Source organism: Agrobacterium sp. 22-221-1 (assembly GCF_053522445.1).
The window spans coordinates 125,516-147,606 of sequence record NZ_JBNWCL010000004.1 but is presented as its reverse complement, the minus strand read 5'-3'; the positions used below and the strand labels follow the sequence as shown (position 1 = coordinate 147,606).

General features: G+C 59.6%; 23 protein-coding genes. 14 read left to right on the top strand and 9 right to left on the bottom strand.

Annotation, left to right across the window (positions count from 1 at the left end; genetic code table 11):
* Positions 1 to 118 precede the first annotated feature (118 nt).
* From dapF to ACQZ5N_RS08105, 6 genes are all read left to right on the top strand, one after another.
* Entirely contained in the window at positions 119 to 1,024 is a 906-nt protein-coding gene (dapF, locus tag ACQZ5N_RS08130; protein ID WP_448732625.1) for a diaminopimelate epimerase, read from the top strand.
* A complete protein-coding gene (gene mtaB / locus ACQZ5N_RS08125; RefSeq protein ID WP_448732624.1) occupies positions 1,021 to 2,295 on the top strand; it encodes a tRNA (N(6)-L-threonylcarbamoyladenosine(37)-C(2))-methylthiotransferase MtaB in 1,275 nt (424 codons plus the stop codon). The genes dapF and mtaB overlap by 4 nt, the downstream gene beginning before the upstream one ends.
* 32 nt (positions 2,296 to 2,327) lie before the next feature.
* The gene (gene ftsY, locus ACQZ5N_RS08120; RefSeq protein ID WP_448732623.1) at positions 2,328 to 3,764 is read left to right on the top strand and encodes a signal recognition particle-docking protein FtsY; all 1,437 of its coding nucleotides are present in this window, start codon (positions 2,328 to 2,330) and stop codon (positions 3,762 to 3,764) included.
* 2 nt (positions 3,765 to 3,766) lie between these two features.
* On the top strand, positions 3,767 to 4,417 hold the full coding sequence (locus ACQZ5N_RS08115; RefSeq protein ID WP_003520517.1) for a septation protein A: 651 nt from the start codon (positions 3,767 to 3,769) through the stop codon (positions 4,415 to 4,417).
* The gene (locus tag ACQZ5N_RS08110) at positions 4,414 to 5,010 is read left to right on the top strand and encodes a DUF2585 domain-containing protein (protein ID WP_448732622.1); all 597 of its coding nucleotides are present in this window, start codon (positions 4,414 to 4,416) and stop codon (positions 5,008 to 5,010) included. Before ACQZ5N_RS08115 ends, ACQZ5N_RS08110 begins: the two co-directional genes overlap by 4 nt.
* A gap of 118 nt (positions 5,011 to 5,128) precedes the next feature.
* Positions 5,129 to 6,310, top strand: coding sequence for a GGDEF domain-containing protein (locus ACQZ5N_RS08105; RefSeq protein WP_448732621.1), 1,182 nt, complete (start codon positions 5,129 to 5,131; stop codon positions 6,308 to 6,310).
* A gap of 16 nt (positions 6,311 to 6,326) precedes the next feature.
* Here the strand turns inward: ACQZ5N_RS08105 and ACQZ5N_RS08100 are convergent, their stop codons facing one another.
* The 5 genes from ACQZ5N_RS08100 to ccmA form a co-directional block, all read right to left on the bottom strand.
* Positions 6,327 to 6,926 (bottom strand): DsbE family thiol:disulfide interchange protein, encoded by a 600-nt coding sequence (locus ACQZ5N_RS08100; protein ID WP_121490288.1) that lies wholly within the window; start codon positions 6,924 to 6,926, stop codon positions 6,327 to 6,329.
* Positions 6,923 to 7,096 carry a heme exporter protein CcmD gene (gene ccmD / locus ACQZ5N_RS08095; RefSeq protein WP_448732620.1) on the bottom strand — a complete coding sequence of 58 codons (174 nt, stop codon included), beginning with the start codon at positions 7,094 to 7,096 and terminating at the stop codon, positions 6,923 to 6,925. The genes ACQZ5N_RS08100 and ccmD overlap by 4 nt, the downstream gene beginning before the upstream one ends.
* Before the next feature lie 4 nt (positions 7,097 to 7,100).
* A complete protein-coding gene (locus ACQZ5N_RS08090) occupies positions 7,101 to 7,862 on the bottom strand; it encodes a heme ABC transporter permease (protein WP_059759868.1) in 762 nt (253 codons plus the stop codon).
* Between the two features lie 74 nt (positions 7,863 to 7,936).
* The gene (gene ccmB / locus ACQZ5N_RS08085; protein WP_196378314.1) at positions 7,937 to 8,596 is read right to left on the bottom strand and encodes a heme exporter protein CcmB; all 660 of its coding nucleotides are present in this window, start codon (positions 8,594 to 8,596) and stop codon (positions 7,937 to 7,939) included.
* 202 nt (positions 8,597 to 8,798) lie between these two features.
* Positions 8,799 to 9,440 carry a heme ABC exporter ATP-binding protein CcmA gene (gene ccmA, locus ACQZ5N_RS08080; protein WP_035263230.1) on the bottom strand — a complete coding sequence of 214 codons (642 nt, stop codon included), beginning with the start codon at positions 9,438 to 9,440 and terminating at the stop codon, positions 8,799 to 8,801.
* A gap of 271 nt (positions 9,441 to 9,711) precedes the next feature.
* Here ccmA and acnA point away from each other — a divergent pair, with 271 nt between their 5' ends.
* From acnA to ACQZ5N_RS08065, 3 genes are all read left to right on the top strand, one after another.
* Positions 9,712 to 12,405: an aconitate hydratase AcnA gene (gene acnA / locus ACQZ5N_RS08075; RefSeq protein WP_448732619.1), complete on the top strand. Its 2,694-nt coding sequence runs from the start codon at positions 9,712 to 9,714 to the stop codon at positions 12,403 to 12,405.
* A gap of 190 nt (positions 12,406 to 12,595) precedes the next feature.
* Entirely contained in the window at positions 12,596 to 13,336 is a 741-nt protein-coding gene (locus ACQZ5N_RS08070; protein ID WP_269828502.1) for a DUF1223 domain-containing protein, read from the top strand.
* 400 nt (positions 13,337 to 13,736) lie between these two features.
* A complete protein-coding gene (locus ACQZ5N_RS08065) occupies positions 13,737 to 14,129 on the top strand; it encodes a DUF2794 domain-containing protein (RefSeq protein ID WP_003523170.1) in 393 nt (130 codons plus the stop codon).
* Positions 14,130 to 14,242: 113 nt separating this feature from the next.
* Here ACQZ5N_RS08065 and ACQZ5N_RS08060 read toward each other — a convergent pair whose 3' ends face one another.
* The 3 genes from ACQZ5N_RS08060 to ACQZ5N_RS08050 all read right to left on the bottom strand — a co-directional run bounded on the left by ACQZ5N_RS08060 (position 14,243) and on the right by ACQZ5N_RS08050 (position 18,512).
* A complete protein-coding gene (locus tag ACQZ5N_RS08060) occupies positions 14,243 to 15,025 on the bottom strand; it encodes a Bax inhibitor-1/YccA family protein (protein WP_425646716.1) in 783 nt (260 codons plus the stop codon).
* 218 nt (positions 15,026 to 15,243) lie between these two features.
* Positions 15,244 to 17,805 carry an ABC transporter permease gene (locus ACQZ5N_RS08055; RefSeq protein WP_448732618.1) on the bottom strand — a complete coding sequence of 854 codons (2,562 nt, stop codon included), beginning with the start codon at positions 17,803 to 17,805 and terminating at the stop codon, positions 15,244 to 15,246.
* Positions 17,802 to 18,512 (bottom strand): ABC transporter ATP-binding protein, encoded by a 711-nt coding sequence (locus ACQZ5N_RS08050; RefSeq protein WP_448732617.1) that lies wholly within the window; start codon positions 18,510 to 18,512, stop codon positions 17,802 to 17,804. The genes ACQZ5N_RS08055 and ACQZ5N_RS08050 overlap by 4 nt, the downstream gene beginning before the upstream one ends.
* Before the next feature lie 91 nt (positions 18,513 to 18,603).
* On the opposite strand from ACQZ5N_RS08050, the gene ACQZ5N_RS08045 reads away from it, so the two are divergent.
* Positions 18,604 to 19,254, top strand: a complete 651-nt coding sequence (locus ACQZ5N_RS08045) for an arylesterase (RefSeq protein ID WP_174057471.1) — start codon at positions 18,604 to 18,606, stop codon at positions 19,252 to 19,254.
* A gap of 68 nt (positions 19,255 to 19,322) precedes the next feature.
* Positions 19,323 to 19,916, top strand: coding sequence for an RNA 2',3'-cyclic phosphodiesterase (thpR, locus tag ACQZ5N_RS08040; RefSeq protein WP_003523177.1), 594 nt, complete (start codon positions 19,323 to 19,325; stop codon positions 19,914 to 19,916).
* On the opposite strand, the gene ACQZ5N_RS08035 is transcribed toward thpR, so the two are convergent.
* Positions 19,850 to 20,329, bottom strand: a complete 480-nt coding sequence (locus ACQZ5N_RS08035) for a low molecular weight protein-tyrosine-phosphatase (RefSeq protein WP_448732616.1) — start codon at positions 20,327 to 20,329, stop codon at positions 19,850 to 19,852. The two genes, thpR and ACQZ5N_RS08035, sit on opposite strands and share 67 nt — an antisense overlap.
* A 58-nt stretch (positions 20,330 to 20,387) precedes the next feature.
* On the opposite strand from ACQZ5N_RS08035, the gene ACQZ5N_RS08030 reads away from it, so the two are divergent.
* From ACQZ5N_RS08030 to ACQZ5N_RS08020, 3 genes are all read left to right on the top strand, one after another.
* On the top strand, positions 20,388 to 20,693 hold the full coding sequence (locus ACQZ5N_RS08030) for a 4a-hydroxytetrahydrobiopterin dehydratase (RefSeq protein WP_003505045.1): 306 nt from the start codon (positions 20,388 to 20,390) through the stop codon (positions 20,691 to 20,693).
* 51 nt (positions 20,694 to 20,744) lie between these two features.
* Positions 20,745 to 21,125 carry a YkvA family protein gene (locus tag ACQZ5N_RS08025; protein ID WP_003523181.1) on the top strand — a complete coding sequence of 127 codons (381 nt, stop codon included), beginning with the start codon at positions 20,745 to 20,747 and terminating at the stop codon, positions 21,123 to 21,125.
* 296 nt (positions 21,126 to 21,421) lie between these two features.
* The gene (locus tag ACQZ5N_RS08020; RefSeq protein ID WP_448732615.1) at positions 21,422 to 21,925 is read left to right on the top strand and encodes an invasion associated locus B family protein; all 504 of its coding nucleotides are present in this window, start codon (positions 21,422 to 21,424) and stop codon (positions 21,923 to 21,925) included.
* Positions 21,926 to 22,091: the final 166 nt, after the last annotated feature.

Sequence of the window (22,091 nt, the reverse complement as noted above, 5' to 3'; positions counted from 1 at the left end):
CTGCCCCGTTTGCGCCGTAACAGTCTGGTAATTTGCCGGCCTTTCCGCCATATAGGGCGAAAGCGCGGGGAAATACCCTATGCAATCCGATTTTCAGACAGTTTTCAGGTTTAGGGCGATGGCGGATACGGTCGAATTTGCAAAGATGAACGGGCTTGGCAACAAGATCCTCGTTATCGACATGCGCGGCCGTAAGGATATGGTCACGCCAGCGGCGGCGATTGCGCTGAACGCCGATCCTGCCACACAGTTCGACCAGATCATGGCCATCCACGATCCGCGTGTCAGTGGCACGGATGCATTTATCGACATCCTCAATTGCGATGGCACGAAGGCGCAGGCCTGCGGCAACGGCACGCGCTGTGTGGTGCAGGCTCTGTCTTCCGAAACCGGCAAGACCAGCTTCACCTTCCAGACGGTGGCAGGCATCCTGAATGCCGTCGAGCATGAAGACGGCATGATATCGGTCGATATGGGTTTGCCGCATTTCCGCTGGAGCGACATTCCGCTTTCGGAAGAGTTCCACGATACGAGCCGCATCGAATTGCAGATCGGGCCGATCGACGCACCGATCCTGCATTCGCCGGCCGCCATGTCCATGGGCAATCCGCATGCGATTTTCTGGGTGGATCGCGATCCGATGGAGTTCGATCTCGAACGTTTTGGGCCGCTGCTCGAAAATCACCCCATGTTCCCGGAAAAGGCCAATATCACGCTGGCGCAGGTGATTTCCGACAGCGCGCTGCGCACCCGCACCTGGGAACGCGGCGCGGGGCTGACGCTCGCCTGCGGTTCGGCCGCCTGCGCTTCAGCGGTTTCTGCAGCGCGCACGGGCCGCACCGGCAGGAAGGTTGCCATCGATGTCGCCTCCAGCCCCATCCGTGTGCCGCTGACCATCGACTGGCGCGAGGACAACCACGTCATCATGACCGGCCCTGCCGAATGGGAATGGTCGGGTTCCGTCGATCCCGTCACCGGCGCATGGTCGCGGGATGTTGCGGCCGAGCAGCAGGGGGCCGTATGAGCGGCGTCGAGGTCATAACCTTCGGCTGCCGTCTCAACACCTATGAATCGGAAGTGATGCGGACGGAGGCTGAAAAGGCCGGGCTCAACAATGCCGTGCTGGTCAATACCTGCGCGGTGACGGGCGAGGCCGTACGTCAGGCGCGCCAGGCCATCCGTCGGGCGCGGCGGGACAATCCGCATGCCCGTATCATCGTCACCGGCTGTGCCGCGCAGACGGAAAAACAGACCTTTGCCGAAATGCCGGAAGTGGATGCCGTGCTGGGCAATGAGGAGAAGCTGAAAAGCGCCTCCTATCGCGCGCTGCCCGATTTCGGCGTTTCGGCGGAAGAAAAGTTGCGCGTCAACGACATCATGAGCATCAAGGCGACCGCGCCGCAGATGGTGAAGCACATAGACGGGCATGTGCGCGCCTTCATTCAGGTGCAGAACGGCTGCGATCATCGCTGCACCTTCTGCATCATTCCTTATGGGCGCGGCAATTCCCGCTCCGTGCCGATGGGTGCCGTGGTGGATCAGGCGCGCAGGCTGACGGAAAGCGGCTATTGCGAGATCGTTCTGACGGGGGTGGACGCGACGAGCTATGGCGCGGACCTCCCGGGCGAGCCTTCCCTTGGCTACCTCGCCAAGACATTGCTGAAGCAGGTGCCGGATATTCTGCGCCTGCGGCTGTCTTCGATCGACAGCATCGAGGCCGACCGCCATCTGATGGATCTGATTGCCGATGAGCCGCGTTTCATGCCGCATCTGCACCTGTCCCTCCAGCATGGCGACGACATGATCCTGAAACGCATGAAACGCCGCCATTTGCGGGCTGATGCCATTCGCTTCTGCAACGAGGTGCGATCACTGAGGCCCGATATCGCCTTCGGTGCGGATATGATTGCCGGTTTCCCGACCGAGACGGAAGAGATGCTCGAAAACGCCGCGACGCTTGCGGAAGAATGCGGCATTTCCAGCCTGCATGTCTTTCCCTACAGCCCGCGTGCCGGTACGCCGGCGGCACGCATGCCGCAGCTTGACCGGGCTTTGGTGAAGGAGCGGGCGGCGAGGCTTCGGGAGCGCGGCGAGGCGCTGAAGCTGGCGCATCTGCAAAATATGGTGGGGTCGGTGCAGACGATCCTCGTTGAAAACAACGGTTTTGCCCATACCGACAATTTCACGCTGGTGGAGGCGCTGCATCTTGCTCCGCGCACTCTTGCGCAGGTTGCGATTACCGGCCACAACGGCAAACATCTGAACATGAAGCTTCTGGCGGCGGATGCGGCCTGAGGCGACCAAAGAGAAAAGACACGGGAACGACCATGGCCCTCGGCTTCATCAAAAAAGTCTTTTCGTTCGGCAAGGACAAGGCCGAAACGGACGACCGGCCGCAAGAGGACGCCGCGCCCGAGCGCGGCAATGAAAACGCTTCCTTCGAAGCGGCGCTGAGCGATGCCGAAGCGCATGGCCCTGTCGATAAGGACCCGGTTTCCGAATTGGAGATGGAGACGGCCGGCGGACCAGCCCCGGACGAGGCGACAGAAACGCTCCTTTCCGACGATGACGAGGAAGAGGACGCACCGCTTCTGCCCGGTGCCGAGCTTTCCGGCGATATGGGTGTAGTGCCGCTGTCGTTGCTACAGGCGGAAGCCGCCGCCGAAGAGCAGGTCGAATCTGCCCCAGAAGCAGCGGATGTCGTGCTTGATGCGGATGCGATGGATGCGCTGCTTGATGAGGCCGAAGCCGCGACTGCCGCCGAGCCCTCCGCTACACCGCCAGCTCTACCAAAGGGTTTTTCGTCCGCCAGTGAGCGGCAGGAGCCTGCCCCTGCCGCACCGCAGGTAAAACTGACATGGTTTCAGCGCCTGCGGGCCGGGCTTGCCCGCACGTCGTCGCAGCTGACCACGCAGATTTCGGCGCTTTTCACCAAGCGCAAGCTGGATGAGGATACGCTCGACGAGCTGGAGGATCTTCTCATCCAGTCGGATCTCGGCGTCGAGACCGCCATGCGTATCACCGGCGCCCTGTCTTCCGAGCGTTACGGCAAGGATGTGAGCGGCGAGGATGTGGCGCGCATCATGGCGGGCGAGATCACCAAGGTCCTGAAGCCTGTGGCCAAGCCGCTGGAGCTTGATCTTTCACACAAGCCGCATGTCATTCTCGTTGTCGGTGTGAACGGTACGGGCAAGACGACGACCATCGGCAAGCTTGCCGCCAAGCTTTCCGGTTCTGGCCTCAAGGTCATGCTGGCGGCGGGCGATACGTTCCGCGCGGCGGCCATCGAGCAGCTCAAGATCTGGGCGGACCGTACCGGTTCGCAATTCATCGGCACCAAGCTTGGCGCGGATGCGGCCGGGCTTGCTTATGACGCCTATGAGCAGGCGCGGGCGCAGAAAAGCGACGTTCTCATCATCGATACGGCCGGTCGCCTGCAGAACAAGACAGAGCTGATGGCGGAGCTGGAAAAGATCGTGCGCGTGCTCGGCAAGCTCGATCCGGATGCGCCGCACACCGTGCTGCAGACGCTGGATGCGACAACCGGCCAGAACGCCATGAACCAGGTGGAAATATTCCGCAATGTCGCGGGTGTTTCGGGCCTGATTATGACAAAATTGGATGGCACGGCGCGGGGCGGTATCCTCGTTGCCATCGCTGCTAAACACAAGCTGCCGGTTTATTTCATCGGTGTGGGTGAAGGTGTTGATGATCTGGAGCCCTTCGAGGCGGAAGATTTCGCCAAGGCCATTGCGGGAGTTTGAGTATGGATATTGAAAGCAATTCCAAGGAAAGCGAAAAGATGGTGGCGGAAATCAGCCCGCTCCTGAAATTCGTGCTCGAGCTTGGCCCGCTCATGGTGTTCTTCTTCGCCAATTCCCGCGGCGAATGGCTGGCCTCCACCTTCCCCGTGCTGACGGAATTCGGCGGGCCGATCTTCATCGCCACCGGTCTGTTCATGATCGCAACGGCTCTGGCGCTTTCCGTCTCATGGGTGCTGACGCGCAAGTTGCCGATCATGCCGCTGATATCGGGCATCGTGGTGTTTGTATTCGGCGCGCTGACGCTTTGGTTGCAGAACGACACCTTCATCAAGATGAAGCCGACCATCGTCAACACGCTGTTCGGTGTCATTCTGCTCGGCGGCCTGTTCTTCGGGCAATCGCTGCTCGGTTATGTCTTCAATTCGGCCTTCCGGCTGACGGATGAGGGCTGGCGCAAGCTCACCCTGCGCTGGGGCGTATTTTTCCTCTTCCTTGCGGTGCTGAACGAGGTGGTATGGCGCATGTTCACCACCGACACCTGGGTTGCCTTCAAGGTGTGGGGCACGATGCCGATCACCATCATCTTCACCATGGCGCAAATGCCGCTCGTCATGCGCCATTCGCTGGAACCGCTTAACAAGGACGAAAAATGACAGTTGCAGAGATGTCGGCTTCCCGTTCGCGCTCGCTTAAATGGTTCGGCGTGGCCGCCGGGCTGCTTCTCCTGCAGATCGTCATCCTTTATTTTATGGGCCGCATTCCGATCTGCGAATGCGGTTATGTGAAGCTGTTCGAGCCGGGCGTGAACACGCCGGGCAATTCCCAGCATCTGGCCGACTGGTATACGCCCTCGCATATCATTCACGGCTTCCTGTTCTACTGGTTCGCCTGGCTGCTGTTCCGTAACAGGCCGCTTTCCATGCGGCTTTCGCTTGCGGTTCTCGTGGAAGCGGCATGGGAAATTCTTGAAAACTCGCCTCTTATCATCGATCGTTATCGGACCGCGACGATGGCGCTGGGTTACGCCGGCGACAGCATCCTGAACTCGGCGATGGATACCGTCTTCATGGTGCTGGGTTTCCTGTTCGCCGCCCGTGTGCCGGTGTGGCTGACGGTGGCGATCGCCATCTTCTTCGAAATCTTCACCGGCTGGCTGATCCGTGACAACCTGACGCTGAACGTGGTGATGCTGCTCTGGCCTGTGGACGCGATCAAGGAATGGCAGAACGCGCTCCCGCAAATGTGAACGGGTTTTCCTGGGCCGCAGTCCGAAAGGCACGGAAGCCGCGCAATATATGCAGGTTTTCTTAATGGCATTGCGGTAGTGTCAGGCAAAGGCTCGTCTCTCCCTCCGGCAGAACCCATTGCAAGACAACTTCGCCTATCTTCTCCCCTTCATCATGCTGACATTCGGCGTGGTGTTCCTGTTCCTGCAAAGGATCGGCCACGCTTCTGCCCGCTATTGGGGTATAGGATATCTTTCGGCGGCCTTCGGTTTTGCGACGCCTTTGGTGCTTGGCGGCCTGCCCTTCGAAATACAGGCGATTGTTTCGAACCTGTTGTTCTTCTCCGCCTTCTTCCTCTATGGCCACGCTCTGCTCGTCCATTTCGGGCGGCCGCTTTATATCATGGCCAGGCTGTCGATCGTGGTTGCCGCGGTTTTACTGGTCTCTTTCCATGTCTTCGTCACGCCGGATCTGAAACGCGAGCTCGTCATCGGCGATCTCGTCTGCGCCCTTTTGCTCGCGATCCCGGTCTGGATCGTGCGGAAGCGGCCAGTGGCGCTTGCCGACAGGCTGATGGTGGGAATTGCCTGCCTTGTGGTGCTGGAGACGCTGGTGCGTATCGGCATGCTGTTGGTGATGACGCCGAGCGGCTCGATGATCGAACTCAGCGAATTCTTCGAATCCGACTATGCTTTCTACATGCAGCTTGCGGCGAGCATCTTCGGTTTCCTGCTGGCGCTCTCCGTGCTCGCGAGCCAGATTTCCGTCACCGTCGACCGGCATCTGCATGCGGCAGAGCATGATCCGCTGACGGACGTACTGAACCGGCGCGGCTTCGACCGCCGAGTTCCCGATTTTCGCAACGATACCCCTGAGGGTGCGGTCATCGCCTGCGACATAGACCACTTCAAGCGTATCAACGATGTTTACGGCCATGCGGCCGGAGATATCGTTCTCATCGGCCTTTCCGATCTGCTCAGGCGAAATGCGCCCGAGGATGCGCTGGTGGCGCGCTTTGGCGGTGAGGAATTCGTGGTCTTCCTGCCCGGCCAGACAGCCGCCGCAGCCGGCCAGCTTGCCAATGCCATGCGGACAGGTCTTTCGTCGCTCGATTGGCGCAACCGGGGTGTAACCAGCCAGATCACCGCGAGCTTCGGTGTCTCGGCCGTCGCGAGGGGAGATCATTCCATTCATGACGCCATCAAGCGGGCCGATGACAGCCTCTATGCCGCAAAACGCGGCGGTCGCGATCAGGTGGTGCTGGAAGGCATACGTCTGCCGGCTGAAGGCCCTTCGCTGAGGGTCGTTACCAAGGGGTGATGCCTTACCGAGCGGGTTATTTCCCGGCTGCGGCCGCGATGGCTGGCAGCAGGTCGCGCTCGACGCTGCGGGCATCGAAGGGGCCGACCTTTTTATAAAGGATCGTGCCGTCCGCGCCGACCAGATAACTCTCGGGAATGCCATAGACGCCCCAGTCTATCGCGGCCTTGCCGTTCGGATCGACGCCTATCGCAGCAAAGGGATTGCCGAGCTCGCCGAGGAAGCGCAGCGCATTATCCTGCTTGTCCTTGTAATTGATGCCGACGACGGTGATGCGGCTGTCTTTCGCCAATTCCTGAAGCAGCGGATGTTCCTGCCGGCAGGGAATGCACCAGGAGGCGAAGACGTTCACCAAAGTCAGCTTGCCCTTGATGGCGGCATCGGTCAGTGCCGGCAGGTTGGAGCCCTCCAGCGGCGGTAGCGACAGGGTCGGCGCCCTGGTGCCGATCAGCGCCGAGGGAATGGCGCTGATATCCAGCCCGTTCACATCCTGATCGTAAAGCATCTTGCCGGCGACAAGGGCGAAACCGCCGAACAGCAGCAACGGCAGAAGCGCAAGCGCATAGCGTGCACGGCCTGTCGTTTTGGCCTTGGTGTCCCGGTCAGCCTGCGTCATTGCGCGTCACCTGCGGAACCGGCTCTCGCCCTGCGGTGTACGCCGGATGCTTCGAGTTCCTTCAGTTCCCGTTTGCGTGCCTGACCGTCCACGACGACCCAGGCGATGAGACAGAGAACGACAAGGCCGGTCGCCGCATAGGACATGCCGATATAAAAGGCGTGCGTCATCACTTTAGCCCTCCCGGTTCGCCATGCGGGCGGCGAGACGCCGCTGCGCGGCCACGCGCCGACGCCAGATTTCGTTACGCATCGCGGCGATGTGTAGGGTGAAGAACAGCAGCGTGAAACCCACGGCCATGGTCAGCAGCGGCCAGAGGAATTCCGCATCGATGGCGGAGCCGCCCATCCGGATGACGCTTGCCGGCTGGTGCAGCGTGTTCCACCATTCGACCGAAAACTTGATGATGGGAATATTCACGAAACCGACAAGGATCAGCACGGCGCTGACGCGGGCGGCTCTCGACGGATCGTCCATGGCGCGGTTGAGCGCGATCAGTCCCAGATACATCAGGAAAAGCACGAAGACGGAGGTCAGCCGCGCATCCCACACCCACCAGGTTCCCCACATGGGCTTGCCCCAGAGCGAGCCGGTGACGAGCGCAATCAGCGTGAAGGCCGCGCCGATGGGGGCAGCGGCCTTGTGGCTGACATCCGCCAGCGGGTGACGCCAGACGAGGGTGCCGATAGCGGAGACCGCCATGACCGAATAACACATCATGGCGAGCCAGGCTGAGGGCACATGCACATACATGATGCGCACCGTATAACCCTGCTGATAATCGCCTTCGGTGGTGAAGGACAGATAAAGACCGACGGCCAGCACCAGCGCCGTCAAGGCAGCGAGCCATGGCAGAATGCGCGCCGCCAGCGCCAGAAACCGGGTGGGATTGGCGAGATCACTGAATTTGGTGATGGTGAAGGTCTGCTCGTTCATGCCGTTTGTGTAACCCGAGAATGGCCGCCCCGCAATTGATCCCTGTCAATCGGGGATCGTCTGGCGTGGTTTCATCAATCCATAACATTGCGCAGCGCCAAAGCGGCGAAGAAAGGTCCGGTCACGGCTGAAAATAACGTGATCGCGCTCAAAATGAGAAATGGCGGCATGAAGGGCGCCGGGTCCTGTACCGCCGCATAGGAGGCGCTGACGCCGAAGATCAACACGGGGATGGCGAGCGGCAGGACGAGGATGGAAACCAGAAGCCCTCCGCGCGGCAGGGCAACGGCAACCGCCGCGCCCACCGCGCCGATGAAGGTGATGGCGGGCGAGCCGACGAGAAGGGTAAGCATCACGGCGCCGATAGCCACTTCGTCCATGTTCATGAAGAGGCCAAGCAGAGGGGAGGCAAGCACCAGCGGCAGACCGGTCGTGACCCAGTGCGCCAGGCATTTCACGAACACGGTCAGGACCAGCGGGGTTTCCTGCATCAGGATCAAATCGAGGGAGCCGTCATCCCGCTCGGCTTGAAACAGCCGGTCGAGGCCGAGAAGGGCGGAGAGCAGCGCGCCAATCCAGACGATGGCCGGGCCGATGCGGGCGAGCAGGTTGAGATCGGGGCCGACGCCGAAGGGAATGACGGCAACCACTGTCATGAAAAACAGCACGCCGATCAGCGCGCCGCCGCCGGCGCGGATGGAGAGTTTGATGTCACGGAGGAGGAGGGCGGTCATTGGGACGCCCTCGAGTTCGCGGCGTTACCCCCCTCTGCCCTGCCGGGCATCTCCCCCTCAGGGGGGGAGATCGGCAAGAGGCTCTTCCGCCGCTTTATTCTCAGGCGTAGAGATGGCCGAGACCTTGCCGCAGATCGGTCTCCCCCCTTGAGGGGGAGATGCCCGGCAGGGCAGAGGGGGGTATGCCCCGCGCACATCGCCCTCATGCCCAAGCCTCCACACCCGCAAACCCCGTCATCCGCAATTCCCGCGCATTCTCCAGCCCCAAAGGCTGATGGGTCGCGGCCAGAACGATGCCGCCTTTCCCAAGGTGGTTTTTCACGAGATCGGTAAACATCCCGTCCGCAGCCTTGTCGAGCGCCGCCGTCGGCTCATCGAGAATCCACACCGGTCGCCATGCAATCAAAAGTTTCGCCATGGCAAAACGCCGCTGCTGGCCGGCGGAGAGATAACCGAAGGGCAGGTGGGTAATGCCGGCGAGGCCGACGATTTCCGCCGCCTCATCGATCGCCACGCCCGCACCACCGGAAAAATCGCCGAGGAAGTCTTTCCAGAACCGAAGATTCTCCGAAACGGTCAGTTCGGTTTTCATCGCATTGCGATGGCCAAGATAGTGGCAGGCCTCCGACGGGCGCATGTCAGCGTCTATTTCTTTGCCGGCTATCTTTATTCGTCCCTGTTCGGGCCGCAGCAGGCCGGCCACCGTGCGCAGCAGAGTGGATTTTCCTGAACCGTTGCGGCCGGTCAGCACAAGAGCCTCACCGTCACTTAACTTGAAGGAAATATTCATGAATATGAAATCTTCGCCGCGTCGCACGCCAAGATTTTCCGCCGTCAAATCCATGCTGCGGTTCCGATTACGATTTCGTCGTCTCGATCATAAAAAAATCGATTAGGTTCGTTGAATGGTCTGGCACGTTTTAGAGAAATTATCTATATGGGTGTCAACACGCCAGCGGCCGGCGTGAACATCATCTTGCGCCGGACTTGACGATTGCGAGGAGCAATTTTCACGTGCGGACAGCGGAAATGGTCGTACCCGCATCCTGATGTGCATGAGTGCATAGGTGTCCGCACGCACGTGTTGGCTATCAGAGTAAGCGGGGTTTTTATCCATGCCCAAATCACTCGACAGTTTCCAATGTCGTTCCGTCCTTACCGTTGACGGTAAGGAATACGTCTATTTCAGCCTTCCCAAGGCTGAAGCCAATGGCCTGAAGGGCGTTTCCAAGCTGCCCTATTCCATGAAGGTTCTCTTGGAAAACCTGCTGCGTTTCGAGGACGGCCAGTCCGTCACCAAGGAACACATTCTGGCGGTTTCCGAATGGCTGAACAACAAGGGCCTGACCGAAACCGAAATCGCCTATCGCCCCGCCCGCGTTCTGATGCAGGACTTTACCGGCGTTCCCGCCGTTGTCGACCTTGCCGCCATGCGTGACGGTATCAAGGCCCTTGGCGGCGATCCGGAAAAGATCAACCCGCTGGTTCCCGTCGATCTCGTCATCGACCACTCGGTCATCGTCGACGAATTCGGCACGCCGAGCGCCTTTGCCCGCAACGTCGAGCTGGAATATGAGCGCAACGGCGAGCGTTACCGCTTCCTGAAGTGGGGCCAGCAGGCGTTCGAGAATTTCCGTGTGGTTCCGCCCGGCACCGGCATCTGTCACCAGGTCAACCTCGAATATCTCGGCCAGACCGTCTGGACGAAGGAAGAGGATGGCGAGACGATTGCTTATCCGGATACCTGCGTCGGCACCGATTCGCACACGACCATGATCAATGGTCTCGGCGTTCTCGGCTGGGGCGTTGGCGGTATCGAGGCTGAAGCGGCTATGCTTGGCCAGCCGGTCTCCATGCTTCTGCCCGAGGTTATCGGCTTCAAGCTGACCGGCAAGGTGAAGGAAGGTGTGACTGCGACCGACCTCGTGCTGACCGTGGTGCAGATGCTGCGCAAGAAGGGCGTTGTCTCCAAATTCGTCGAATTCTTCGGCCCCGGCCTCGATTCGATGTCTCTGGCCGACCGCGCCACCATCGGCAATATGGGTCCGGAATATGGCGCGACCTGCGGCTTCTTCCCGGTCGATAGCGAGACCATCAATTACCTGACCATGTCCGGTCGTGCGAAGGATCGCATCGCGCTCGTCGAAGCCTATTCGAAGGCTCAGGACATGTGGCGCACCGGCGACGGTTCCGACCTCGTCTTCACCGACACGCTGGAACTCGACCTCGGCGACGTCGTGCCGTCGATGGCGGGCCCGAAGCGTCCTGAAGGCCGCCTGCCGCTCGAAACCATCGCGCCGAATTTCGCGACGGCTCTTGAAAACGACTATAAGAAGCCCGGCCAGCTTTCGAGCCGTTATGCGGTCGAAGGTGAGGCTTTCGATCTCGGTCACGGTGATGTGGCGATTGCCGCCATCACCTCCTGCACTAACACTTCCAACCCCTCGGTTCTCATCGCTGCCGGCCTTCTCGCCCGCAACGCCGTCGCCAAGGGTCTGAAGTCCAAGCCGTGGGTGAAGACATCGCTCGCGCCCGGATCGCAGGTCGTTGCCGAATATCTCGACAAGTCCGGTCTGCAGAAGGATCTCGACGCGATCGGCTTCAACCTCGTCGGCTTCGGCTGCACGACCTGCATCGGTAACTCCGGCCCGCTGCCGCCGGCGATCTCCAAGACGATCAACGACAAGAGCCTGATCACCGCCGGTGTTCTCTCGGGCAACCGCAACTTCGAGGGTCGTATTTCGCCGGATGTTCAGGCGAACTATCTGGCCTCGCCGCCGCTCGTCGTGGCCTATGCTCTTGCCGGCACGGTCCAGAAGGATCTGACGAAGGAGCCGATCGGCGACGATCAGAACGGCAATCCGGTCTACCTCAAGGATATCTGGCCGACCTCCAAGGAAATCCAGGAATTCATCCTGAAATACGTCACCCGTGAGCTTTACGAAACAAAGTATGCCGACGTGTTCAAGGGTGATGCGAACTGGCAGGCCGTTCAGGTTCCGCCGGGCCAGACCTATGCCTGGGACGACCAGTCGACCTATGTTCAGAACCCGCCCTATTTCGTCGGCATGGGCAAAAAGGGCTCGGGCCTCAAGAACATCAAGGGCGCGCGCGTCCTCGGTCTCTTCGGCGACAAGATCACCACCGACCATATTTCTCCGGCCGGTTCGATCAAGGCTGCTTCGCCTGCCGGCGCCTATCTGACGGAACATGGCGTCGCCGTGGCCGACTTCAACCAGTACGGCACGCGTCGCGGTAACCATGAAGTGATGATGCGCGGCACCTTCGCCAATATCCGCATCCGCAACCACATGCTTGGCCCGAACGGCAAGGAAGGTGGCTACACCATCCACTATCCGTCCAAGGAAGAGATGTCGATCTATGATGCGGCCATGAAATACAAGGCGGAAGGCGTCCCGCTCGTCATCTTCGCCGGTGTTGAATATGGTAACGGCTCGTCCCGCGACTGGGCGGCGAAGGGCACCAACCTGCTCGGCGTCAAGGCTGTCATTGCGCAGTCTTTCGAACGTATCCACCGTTCGAACCTCGTCGGCATGGGCGTCGTTCCCTTTGTCTTCGAGGAAGGCACGACCTGGGCGAGTCTCGACCTCAAGGGTGATGAAATCGTCGAGATCGACGGGCTCGAAGGTGAAATCAGGCCGCGTGAAAAGAAGATCGCCAAGATCACCTATAGCGACGGTTCGGTGAAGGAAGTTCCGCTTCTTTGCCGCATCGATACGCTGGATGAAGTGATCTACATGAACAACGGCGGCATTTTGCAGACCGTTCTTCGCGATCTGGCCGCATAAAGCTTCAACAATCGAAGACGCCGGGAGAAATCCCGGCGTCTTTGCATTTCATCGTCTCTTTTTTTGTGATTGTCGCTCACCCCTTCGTGACTTTCTATTGAAGGGCAATAGACGTTATTTTCCGGTTTGCATCCCGGCAGGATTGATCGCATCAATTCGTCTGGATCTCTTCCGGACAAAGGTTTTTGTAATGCCGCTGAAATTTCCCCTGTCGATATGTCTTCTCGGCACGTTCCTCGTCACCTCCGCGCAGGCGCAGGAGGCCGTGAAGGGCGTCGTCGAATTGTTCACGTCGCAGGGATGCTCATCCTGCCCGCCGGCCGATGAAGCCCTGCGCAAGATGATCCAGAAGGGCGACGTCGTCGGTCTTTCCTACCATGTCGATTACTGGAACTATCTCGGCTGGACGGATTCGCTCGCCTCGAAGGAAAATACCGACCGGCAATATGGTTATATGCGCGCGCTCGGCCGCAACGGGGTCTATACGCCGCAGGCCATTCTGAACGGCCGCGACCACGTCAAGGGTGCCGATGTCCGTGGCATCTATGAGAGGCTCGATGCGTTCAAGCGCGAGGGCAAGGGACTGAACGTGCCGGTCTCGTCGAAATTTGCCGGTGACGAGGTGGAGATCGATATTGGCGCCGGCAGCGGTAAGGCCGATGTCGTCGTCGCCTATTTCACGCGCGAACAGACCGTGGATGTGCAGAAGGGCGAAAACCAGGGGAAAAAAATGTCCTACTGGCACAGCGTCTATGATGTGCAGACAGTCGGCATGTGGGATGGCTCGCCGATGACGGTGAAGCTTCCGGCGAGCGTGGTGGCCAAGGTGAAAAAGGGCGGCTGCGCCGTGCTGTTGCAGACGGCCAATGCCGGCGGCGATCCCGCGGCAATCGTCGGCGCAAGTATTCTGCTTGGAAATGAAAACCCCTGATCGCCTGTCGGGCGATGGAAGATCCGGTCCGGGCATTGGGGGCTGGGGGTAAAGGGTCAATGCACCGGACCGGGTCATCTTGGTGCCTAGGCATCAATTGACAATAGGACTATTCCACCCAATTCGGGCCATGGTTTGACCGAAATACGGCAGCCCATGTGAAAATGGCTGCCTAAATGGTTACCATTTTTAACCCCTGCTTTTGCCGTTGGCAGCGCTTGTCGGGGAATCGGCGGGCGCAATTCTGTGCTGCCGTCTTCCGGTTCCGCTGCGCATCGAAGGCTTGTCGAACCTTTCCCGGAATTCCCCGTCCTGTGCGCCATGCCGGTGCAAAGACTTGCAATTTCGCCCTCTCAGGCTCACACTGCATGGATGATTTGGGTGGAATCGGAGGTATTGGATGACCGATCAACCGGATGTGCAGCAGGTGCAGACCGCTTCACGTGACAATTCCACCGTTATCGATCTCCGCGAATATAAAAAGAACAAGGACCCTTTGCCGGTCACCTTTCACCGCCGCGAACTGGATGCGATCCTGCGCATCTATGGCCGCATGGTGGGAGAGGGCGAATGGCGTGACTACGCCATCGATCACCTGAAGGAAAAGGCGGTGTTTTCCGTCTTCAAGCGTTCAGGTGAAATGCCGCTTTTCAGGATCGAGAAAAACCCCAAGCTGGCTGCGAAACAGGGCGCCTACTGCGTGGTGAATACGGATGGCCGCATTCTCAAGCGAGGGCATGAGTTGCCGCAGGTTCTGAAGGTCTTCGACAAGGTTTTGAAGCTCATCGAGTGAGCTTTCGCAAAAGCGGACTGCCCGCCTCTGGCGGATAAGAGTGAAGAATCTTCCCAAATAAAAAGGCGGCCGAAGGGCCGCCTTTCGTATGTCTGGCAATCGAACCCTTAACCTTAGTCGTCGCGGTTTCCGAGGAACTGCAGGAGGAAGGTGAAGAGGTTGATGAAGTCGAGATACAGCGTCAGTGCGCCCATGATGGCCTTGCGGCCAGCGACGGCAACATCGTCAGCATCGAAATACATTTCCTTGATCTTCTGGGTGTCGTAGGCGGTCAGGCCTGCGAAGATCAGCACGCCGATCGCGGAAATCGCGAACTGCAGCGCGGAGGATGCAAGGAAGATATTGACGATGGAAGCGATGATGAGGCCGAACAGACCCATGATCAGGAACGAACCGAAACCGGAAAGGTCCTTCTTCGTCGTATAACCGTAAAGCGAGAGCGCGCCGAACGAGGCAGCGGTCACGAAGAACGTCTGCACGATGCTTCCTTCAGTATATCGCAGGAAGATCGACGACAGCGAAACGCCCATCAGAGCAGCGTAAACCCAGAAGGTGGTCTGAGCGGCGGAAACGCTCATGTTCTGAATACGGAAGCTAAGGAAGAAAACCAGTCCGAGCGGAGCCAGCATGACGACCCAGCGCAGCGGTGACGCATAAACCAGGGCACCGAGGGAGGTCAGCATCTTGCCGTTCGGCAGCGTGGCAACCGCCGCTGCGGGATCACTTGTCGTCGCGAGCATGGCAAAGCCGAACGCTGCAACGCCGGTGATGACCAGAGCCAGCGCCATAAGGTTATAAACCTTGAGCATATAGGCGCGAAGACCTTCATCGATCATCGCACCAGTCTGAGCACGGTTCTGCGCCATGCGGTTCTGGTAGTTATTGAAGTCAGCCATTGTTTCCTCTTTTGAGCTCCGTGATTGCTACGGTGTCGGGATACCTCCCGGGCGCCGCTGCGGAGCTTCAGCAAGCCTGATCAAGAATATGATGGCAGAACGTGTTCTATACAAGGCCTTTTCCTTTCGAAAAGACACCATATGCGCGAAAAGCGCTCACGTTTTGGCGATCATTACAAAGAATTAATCGTTAAAGTTAAGCGGCGCACAACCGACGATCATTCACCTGCCTGCCGGAGAACCGGGGCCGCTTTCTGCCCGAGAATCCGCCATGTGCCGATGAGGCCGATGCCCACCGTCATGACGAGGGCGACGACGAGCGTTCCGATCGCCACATCCGGCAGGAAGCTGGAGGGCAGCTTCATGATGCGGGCGATCACGAACCATGCGGAGACGCCGCCGGCGAAAAGTGCGAAGACGGCGGTGGCGAGGCCGAGCATCATATATTCGTAGGAGAAGGCGCGGATGAGCAGGTTTCGTGTGCCGCCCAGCGTTTTAAGAATGACCGCGTCATGGGTACGGGCGCGGTTTCCGGCGGCAAGAGCGCCGGCGAGAACCAGGACGGAGGCTATCAGGGCAACGGCTGCGGCGGCGCGAATGGCGGTGGCAAGCTGGCCGACAAGCCGGTTGACGACGTCGAGCGCATCCTTCACGCGCACGCTGGTGATCGTCGGATAGGCGTTGGTGACGGCGCGCAGGATACGGCCTTCGTCGGCGGCGGTTGCGGAAGGGTCGGCGAGTGTCGCCAGCCATGCATGCGGCGCGCCGCGGAAGGTGTTTGGCGAAAACACCATGACGAAATTGATCGACAGGGATTCCCATTCGACATTGCGCAGATTGGCGATCCTTGCCGTTATGCTGCGGCCGAGCACGTTGACGGTCACCGTGTCGCCAATCTTGAGACCCAGTTCCCCGGCTTCCTCGGCCGCGAAGGAGACCAGCGGCTCGCCGCTATAGTCCGGTCCCCACCAGCTTCCTTCTGTGAGAGTCGCGTTTTCGGGAATATCCTGCGAATAGGTGATGCCCCGGTCGCCGCGCAGCACCCAGCGCCCGGCCGGAGGTACCTCCATCTTCGTGACGTCCTCGCCGTTGAGCGCCAGAATGCGGCCGCGCAGCATCGGCACTTCGGTCAGCGCGCCTTCCGGCGCTTCCCGTTTCAGAAGATCGCGGAAGCCCTGAAGTTCGCTGCCCTGAATATCCACGAAGAAGAAATTCGGTGCGCGGTCCGGCAGGCTGTCTGTCAGTTCGCGGCGCAGATTGCCGTCGATCAGCGTGAGCGTCACGAGCAGGGTCAGGCCGAGGCCGAGCGAAAGGACGACCGAGGGGGTGAGCGCACCCGGCCGGTGAATATTGCCGATCGCCAGCCTGAGCGCAGCCGAATGAACGCGCGGGCTGCGCTTGGCGATGGCTTTCACGCCAGAGGCAACGAGCCTCAGCACCACGAAGGCAAAAGCGATGGCCGCGAGGAAGACCGAGGCGATGAAGCGGTCTTCCGCCGAGAAGATGGCCAGCGCGGCGAGCGCCGCCAGCAGCAGGCCGGTTGCGGCCAGATAGGGCCAGGATGGCCAGCTTCCCTCCTCGAAACCCTGTTCGCGGAAAAGCGCCGTTGCCGGCACTTCGCGCGCCTGGCCAAGCGGCACGATGGCGAAGGCGAGCGTCGTCAGGAGGCCGAACAGGGCGGCGAGGCCGAGAGCGCCGGGATAGAAGGCAAGCTCCTCCGGCACGGGCAATACGCCCTCCAGAAACCGCATGGCGATGAGGGGCGCGACGGCGCCGACGACAAGGCCGATGACGATGCCGACGGCGGCAATGAAGGCGATCTGGAAAAGATAGGTCATGGTGACCACCGAGGCCGGCGCACCCAGGCATTTCAGCGAAGCGATGGTGGTGCGCTTGGAATCCAGAAACGCGCGAACGGCATTGGCAACGCCGACACCCCCGACGATGAGGGCGGTGAGGCCTACCAGCGTCAGGAATTGCGAGAAGCGGTTGACGTTTTCGGTGAGCGATGGAGCCGCCCGGTCACTGGTGCGGATGGACCAGCCGGCATCGGGAAAGGCCTTGTTTGCCGCATCGGTCATCGTTGACCGCGCCGCAGGATCGCTCAGCCTGATCTTGTAGGCGTGTTCGACGAGACTGCCGTTCTGAACGAGACCCGAGGCGAAAAGGGCGTCGCGGCTGACCATCAGTCGTGGAGCAAAACCGAAACCGTCGGAGAGAGCATCCGGCTCGTCGACCACTGTGCCGGTCAGTTTCAGCTTCACATTGCCGAGCAGGATTTCATCGCCGACCTTGATGCCGAGCCGTTCCAGCAGAAGCGGCGCGGCAATGGCGCCATAGCTGTTGCCGTCGCCAGCCAGAAGCTCGCTTATCGGTCGGTTGGGTTCGGCTACGAAGGTGCCATAGAGTGGGTAAGCGCCGTCTATGGCTTTCACTTCAGTCAACGTCTGTTCGGAACCGTCGGCAAGACGTGCCATGGAGCGCAGACCGGTGGACACCGCGACGCTGCCTAACCCATCAAGGTAGGCTCGCTCTTCTGCTGTCGCTTCTCTGTTGCGCAGTTCGAAACGCACATCGCCTGCCAATATAGACTGACCTTCGGTGGCGATGGCGCTGGTGACCGCGCGCGAGACGGAATTGACGGCGGCGATGGCGCCGGTTCCAAGCGCGATGCAGGCGAGGAAAATGTAAAAGCCGCGTAACCCGCCGCGAATTTCGCGCCGCGCGAGCCTTGCGGCGTTTCTAATATTGGCAAGAGACGGGATAATGGATCCGGTCATGCCGACACCGCCCGCGCCATAGGGGAGGTGGCGCTGTCGCCCTCTATCTCGCCGGAGCGCACCTTGATCTGGCGTGAGCACCGGGCGGCAAGCGACGGATCGTGGGTGACGAGGATCATCGTCATGCCGCGTTCGGCCTGTTTGGCAAAGAGAAGATCGGCGATCTGCCTGCCGGTATCGGTATCGAGATTGCCGGTCGGTTCGTCAGCAATCAGCACGGCCGGTGAGGGGGCAAGCGCGCGGGCGATGGCGACACGCTGCTGTTCGCCGCCGGAGAGCTGGCCGGGATAGTGGTTGAGGCGTTCGCCGAGACCGACGGCGACGAGCTCGCGTCTGGCGATCTCGAAGGGGTTCGGGGCGTTTGCCAGTTCGAGCGGAACGGCAACGTTTTCCAGCGCCGTCATGTTGGCGATGAGATGGAAGGACTGGAAAACAATGCCAATGTTGCGGCCGCGGAAATCCGCCAGCGCGTCCTCACCGAGCTTGTGCAGTTCCGTGTCGGCAATGATGATTTCGCCGCTATCGAGCCTCTCGAGACCGGCAAGCACCATAAGAAGCGTCGATTTTCCCGATCCAGAGGGGCCGACGATACCAACCGCCTCGCTCTCTCCGATTGAAAGATCGATGTTCTTGAGAACGTGAACGGAGGCGGCGGCATTGCCGAGCGTGAGGTCGGCTTTCTTCAGCTCTATGATGCTTTTCGTCACAATTCTCGTTCCTATATAGGGTGATGAAAACGGTCTGGCGGTCGATGCGGTCGGTATTTCAGACAATGGGAACCAAGTTAGGAAAGCCGTGATGAGATTTAAAGCTGCCCTGTTTCACTTCATCGTCATTTTTGCCGCCGCCTTTTCCGCAACTGTAGTCATGGCTCAGGAGCGGACATTGCAGCTCGTCGGACTCGGCGACAGCCTGATGGCCGGCTATCAGCTTCCCCCCAACGACAGCTACACCGCACAGCTTGAGGCTGCATTAAAGGGCAAGGGCGTCAATGTCGCCATCGCCAATGCCGGTGTGTCCGGCGATACCTCTTCCGGCGGTCTGGCGCGGGCGGAATGGTCGGTTCCCGATGGCACGGACGGGGTCATCCTGGAACTCGGCGCCAATGATGCTCTGCGCGGAATTCCCCCGGAACAGACCGAAAAGAACCTCGACACCATCATTTCCGGTTTTCAGAAGCGCAACATAGCCGTGTTGCTGGTCGGCATTATGGCGCCGCCGAATATGGGCGATGATTATGCCAGCCGCTTTAATCCGATCTTCCCGAAGCTCGCCGGAAAATACAACCTGCCGCTTTATCCCTTCTTTCTGGATGGCGTGGTGACGGACGATGCGCTGAAGCTGGACGACAAGATGCACCCCAATACCAGGGGTGTGGCGATGATGGTCGAAAAATCTTTGCCGGCTGTTGAAAGCTTCATCACGACAATCGGTGCGCAAAAAAAATAAGCACTTGCGCCCGCCTGCATTGCGTGATTCGCTATGCTTGTTCTGCCAAGAGATTCGGGGAGCTCGCCATGCCGAGACTGTTTACCGCCCTCGAAATTCCGCGCAATGCGGCTATGAGCCTCTCATTGTTGCGCGGTGGTCTGCCGGGAGCCCGGTGGATCGATGTGGAGAATTATCACATAACCCTGCGTTTTATCGGTGACATCGACGGGCGGACCGCCGATGAGGTCGTTGACAGGCTGGACCGGATCGAAAGGCCGGAATTCCAGCTCAGTCTCACCGGTATGGGGTCCTTCGGTTCCAAGAAACCGCATTCCATCTGGGCCGGGGTTTCTCCCTCGCCGGAAATGCATGCGCTTCAGGCGGAAATCGAGCGGATCTGCCAGAGGATCGGTCTCCCACCCGATCCGCGCAAGTTCATGCCGCATGTCACGCTGGCGCGGTTGCGCTCCTCCCGCGTGGACGATGTGGTGCAGTATCTTTCCGGACGCGGCAACTTCCGCACCTCGCCCTTCACGGTCGGCCGTTTCGTGCTGATGTCGTCGAAGGAATCGGTGGGCGGCGGACCCTATATCGTTGAAGAGGCGTTTCCGCTTCACGAGGCGCGGTCCAGCTCCATCTTTTCGAGCAACGATCTGCATCCTGCCAAGAGCATGTTGTAGACATTGAGGAACCCGTCTTCGGCCCCGTAATAGGGATCGGGGACGTTCTCGCGGCGGCCAGTGGCATAGTCCATGAAGAGATGGATCTTGTGCCGCTGCCTTTCCGGGCTCGATTGCAGCAGGTTCGCCAGATTGTTTTCGTCCATGGCGAGTATCAGGTCGAAGGTCTCGAAATCCGCAGGGGTGACCTGTCTCGCCCGCTGCCGGGAAATATCGACGCCATGCCGTTGCGCCATGGCGATGGATCGCGGATCGGGTGCGTCACCCGCGTGCCAGCCGCCAGTGCCGGCGGAATCGATGGTAAGCCGATCAGACATGGCCGCGCCGTCGGCAAGGTGTCTCAAAACCCCTTCGGCCAGCGGTGAACGGCAGATATTGCCCATGCAGACAAAAAGAATAGCTGTATGTTTCATGGAATATGCGTCGATCCGGTCGTTGAAGCGTTAATGGGTCTCAAGCGGAGGCAAGTTCATGAAATATCCCAGACTCGAGCCGGACGCCATCCGGCAGGCCCTGTCGAAACTCGAGGGCTGGTCCCTGCGTGAGGACGGAGCGGCTATCGTCCGTTCCTTCAAGTTTTCAAGTTTTGCGGAAGCCTTCGGTTTCATGGCCGAATCCGCACTTGTCGCGGAAAGGCTCAATCACCATCCCGAATGGTCCAATGTCTATTCGCGGGTCAAGGTCTGCCTTACCACCCATGATTCGCAGGGTGTGACGGAGCGGGATTTTCTTCTTGCCGAGGCCATGCAGAAGGCGGCTGCGGGCCGAAGCAATTGAACGGCGGACCTTAAATCCCATATAATAGCCGTGACCGGAGGACCGTCGATCATGGATGATGTGAAAATCGGTGAAATTCTTCTGCCGGGTGAAACCGACAGGCAGCAGGAGCGCGAGACTGTGGTGAGGGCGAAATTCTGGCCCAAGCTGAAGCGTGTGATGTCGAAGGTGCCTTTCGCACGCGATGCGGCTGCTGCCTATTATTGCGCGATCGACCGCGATACGCCGCTGCGCGCCAAGGGTATCATTCTGGCGGCGCTCGCCTATTTCATCATGCCGATGGATGCCGTGCCGGATGTGCTGGCCGTTATCGGATTCACCGATGATATTGCCGTCATCACGGCAGCGCTCGCCATGATCCGCGCCCATATCAAGATGGAGCACTACGAGGCGGCCGACGCCATGCTGAAACGGCAGCAGGAAGCCGGGTAACGCCTCTGTGATCTGCCTGTTCGGGTGAGCCCGACGCGCGACAAATTCTTGCCTGAATTTATGTGTCATACACACGGAGGAAGGGTGTTTCGCGCCCTTCTCCTCAGGGCGTCGGGAGTCGCCAATCTGTAACACCGCAAGACGTTTCCGGCATTTTATGCGTGTTGTTGACGGTTTGGTAACCGCTTCCCGACCACAATGAGAAAAGACGATCCGCACCTGAACGTGGCCGATCCAGAAACTGGGCTCGCCGATGCTTCGGGCCAATGGAAGACAATAACCCGGCAGGAAATTCTATGTTTGTAAGAAGTGTAGCAACCGCAGCGGCCATTTTGCTGACCAGCGTCGGCGTAGCATCTGCACAGTCGCCCACGCGCATCCAGCAGTTCAATGCATGGGGTGCCTATTCGTACAAATCGGGCAACAGCACCGTCTGCTACGTTCTTTCCATTCCGACCGCCAAGGAACCGGCAAGCGTCGATCACGGCGATATCTTCTTCATCGTCTCGCAGCGTCCGGGCCAGAACATTTCCTATGAGCCGCAGGCCATGGTGGGTTATCCGCTGAAGCAGGGCTCCAAGGTCAACGTGACGATCGACAACAAGAACTTCGTTATGTTCACCAAGGACAAGGCCGCCTGGGTTGAAAACGCCGCTGAAGAACCGGCGCTCGTTGCCGCCATGAAGGGCGGCAAGTCTATGACCGTCAAGGCAGTTTCCGGCCGTGGCACCGCGACCTCCTATTCCTATTCGCTGTCGGGTATTTCGGCGGCTCTCAAGCAGATCGAGGGCTGCAAGTAACCCTGACGCTTTATCGCATTCAAGGATGGCCGGTCATTGACCGGCCATTTGCGTTTTTGCTTGTTTGATGCTAAAGGCGCGGCAACATTGACAGGCGGATGCGCGAAAAGTGCTCCGCCTTTGATTTTCTCGACATGCAGACGATTTTCCGCCTATCCGACAGGCC

Coding starts and splice junctions, on each gene's coding strand:
- dapF (WP_448732625.1), top strand. CDS start 119: ATGGCGGATACGGTCGAATTTGCAAAGATGAACGGGCTTGGCAACAAG.
- mtaB (WP_448732624.1), top strand. CDS start 1,021: ATGAGCGGCGTCGAGGTCATAACCTTCGGCTGCCGTCTCAACACCTAT.
- ftsY (WP_448732623.1), top strand. CDS start 2,328: ATGGCCCTCGGCTTCATCAAAAAAGTCTTTTCGTTCGGCAAGGACAAG.
- ACQZ5N_RS08115 (WP_003520517.1), top strand. CDS start 3,767: ATGGATATTGAAAGCAATTCCAAGGAAAGCGAAAAGATGGTGGCGGAA.
- ACQZ5N_RS08110 (WP_448732622.1), top strand. CDS start 4,414: ATGACAGTTGCAGAGATGTCGGCTTCCCGTTCGCGCTCGCTTAAATGG.
- ACQZ5N_RS08100 (WP_121490288.1), bottom strand. CDS start 6,926: ATGACGCAGGCTGACCGGGACACCAAGGCCAAAACGACAGGCCGTGCA.
- ccmD (WP_448732620.1), bottom strand. CDS start 7,096: ATGACGCACGCCTTTTATATCGGCATGTCCTATGCGGCGACCGGCCTT.
- ACQZ5N_RS08090 (WP_059759868.1), bottom strand. CDS start 7,862: ATGAACGAGCAGACCTTCACCATCACCAAATTCAGTGATCTCGCCAAT.
- ccmB (WP_196378314.1), bottom strand. CDS start 8,596: ATGACCGCCCTCCTCCTCCGTGACATCAAACTCTCCATCCGCGCCGGC.
- ccmA (WP_035263230.1), bottom strand. CDS start 9,440: ATGGATTTGACGGCGGAAAATCTTGGCGTGCGACGCGGCGAAGATTTC.
- acnA (WP_448732619.1), top strand. CDS start 9,712: ATGCCCAAATCACTCGACAGTTTCCAATGTCGTTCCGTCCTTACCGTT.
- ACQZ5N_RS08070 (WP_269828502.1), top strand. CDS start 12,596: ATGCCGCTGAAATTTCCCCTGTCGATATGTCTTCTCGGCACGTTCCTC.
- ACQZ5N_RS08065 (WP_003523170.1), top strand. CDS start 13,737: ATGACCGATCAACCGGATGTGCAGCAGGTGCAGACCGCTTCACGTGAC.
- ACQZ5N_RS08060 (WP_425646716.1), bottom strand. CDS start 15,025: ATGGCTGACTTCAATAACTACCAGAACCGCATGGCGCAGAACCGTGCT.
- ACQZ5N_RS08055 (WP_448732618.1), bottom strand. CDS start 17,805: ATGACCGGATCCATTATCCCGTCTCTTGCCAATATTAGAAACGCCGCA.
- ACQZ5N_RS08045 (WP_174057471.1), top strand. CDS start 18,604: ATGAGATTTAAAGCTGCCCTGTTTCACTTCATCGTCATTTTTGCCGCC.
- thpR (WP_003523177.1), top strand. CDS start 19,323: ATGCCGAGACTGTTTACCGCCCTCGAAATTCCGCGCAATGCGGCTATG.
- ACQZ5N_RS08035 (WP_448732616.1), bottom strand. CDS start 20,329: ATGAAACATACAGCTATTCTTTTTGTCTGCATGGGCAATATCTGCCGT.
- ACQZ5N_RS08030 (WP_003505045.1), top strand. CDS start 20,388: ATGAAATATCCCAGACTCGAGCCGGACGCCATCCGGCAGGCCCTGTCG.
- ACQZ5N_RS08025 (WP_003523181.1), top strand. CDS start 20,745: ATGGATGATGTGAAAATCGGTGAAATTCTTCTGCCGGGTGAAACCGAC.
- ACQZ5N_RS08020 (WP_448732615.1), top strand. CDS start 21,422: ATGTTTGTAAGAAGTGTAGCAACCGCAGCGGCCATTTTGCTGACCAGC.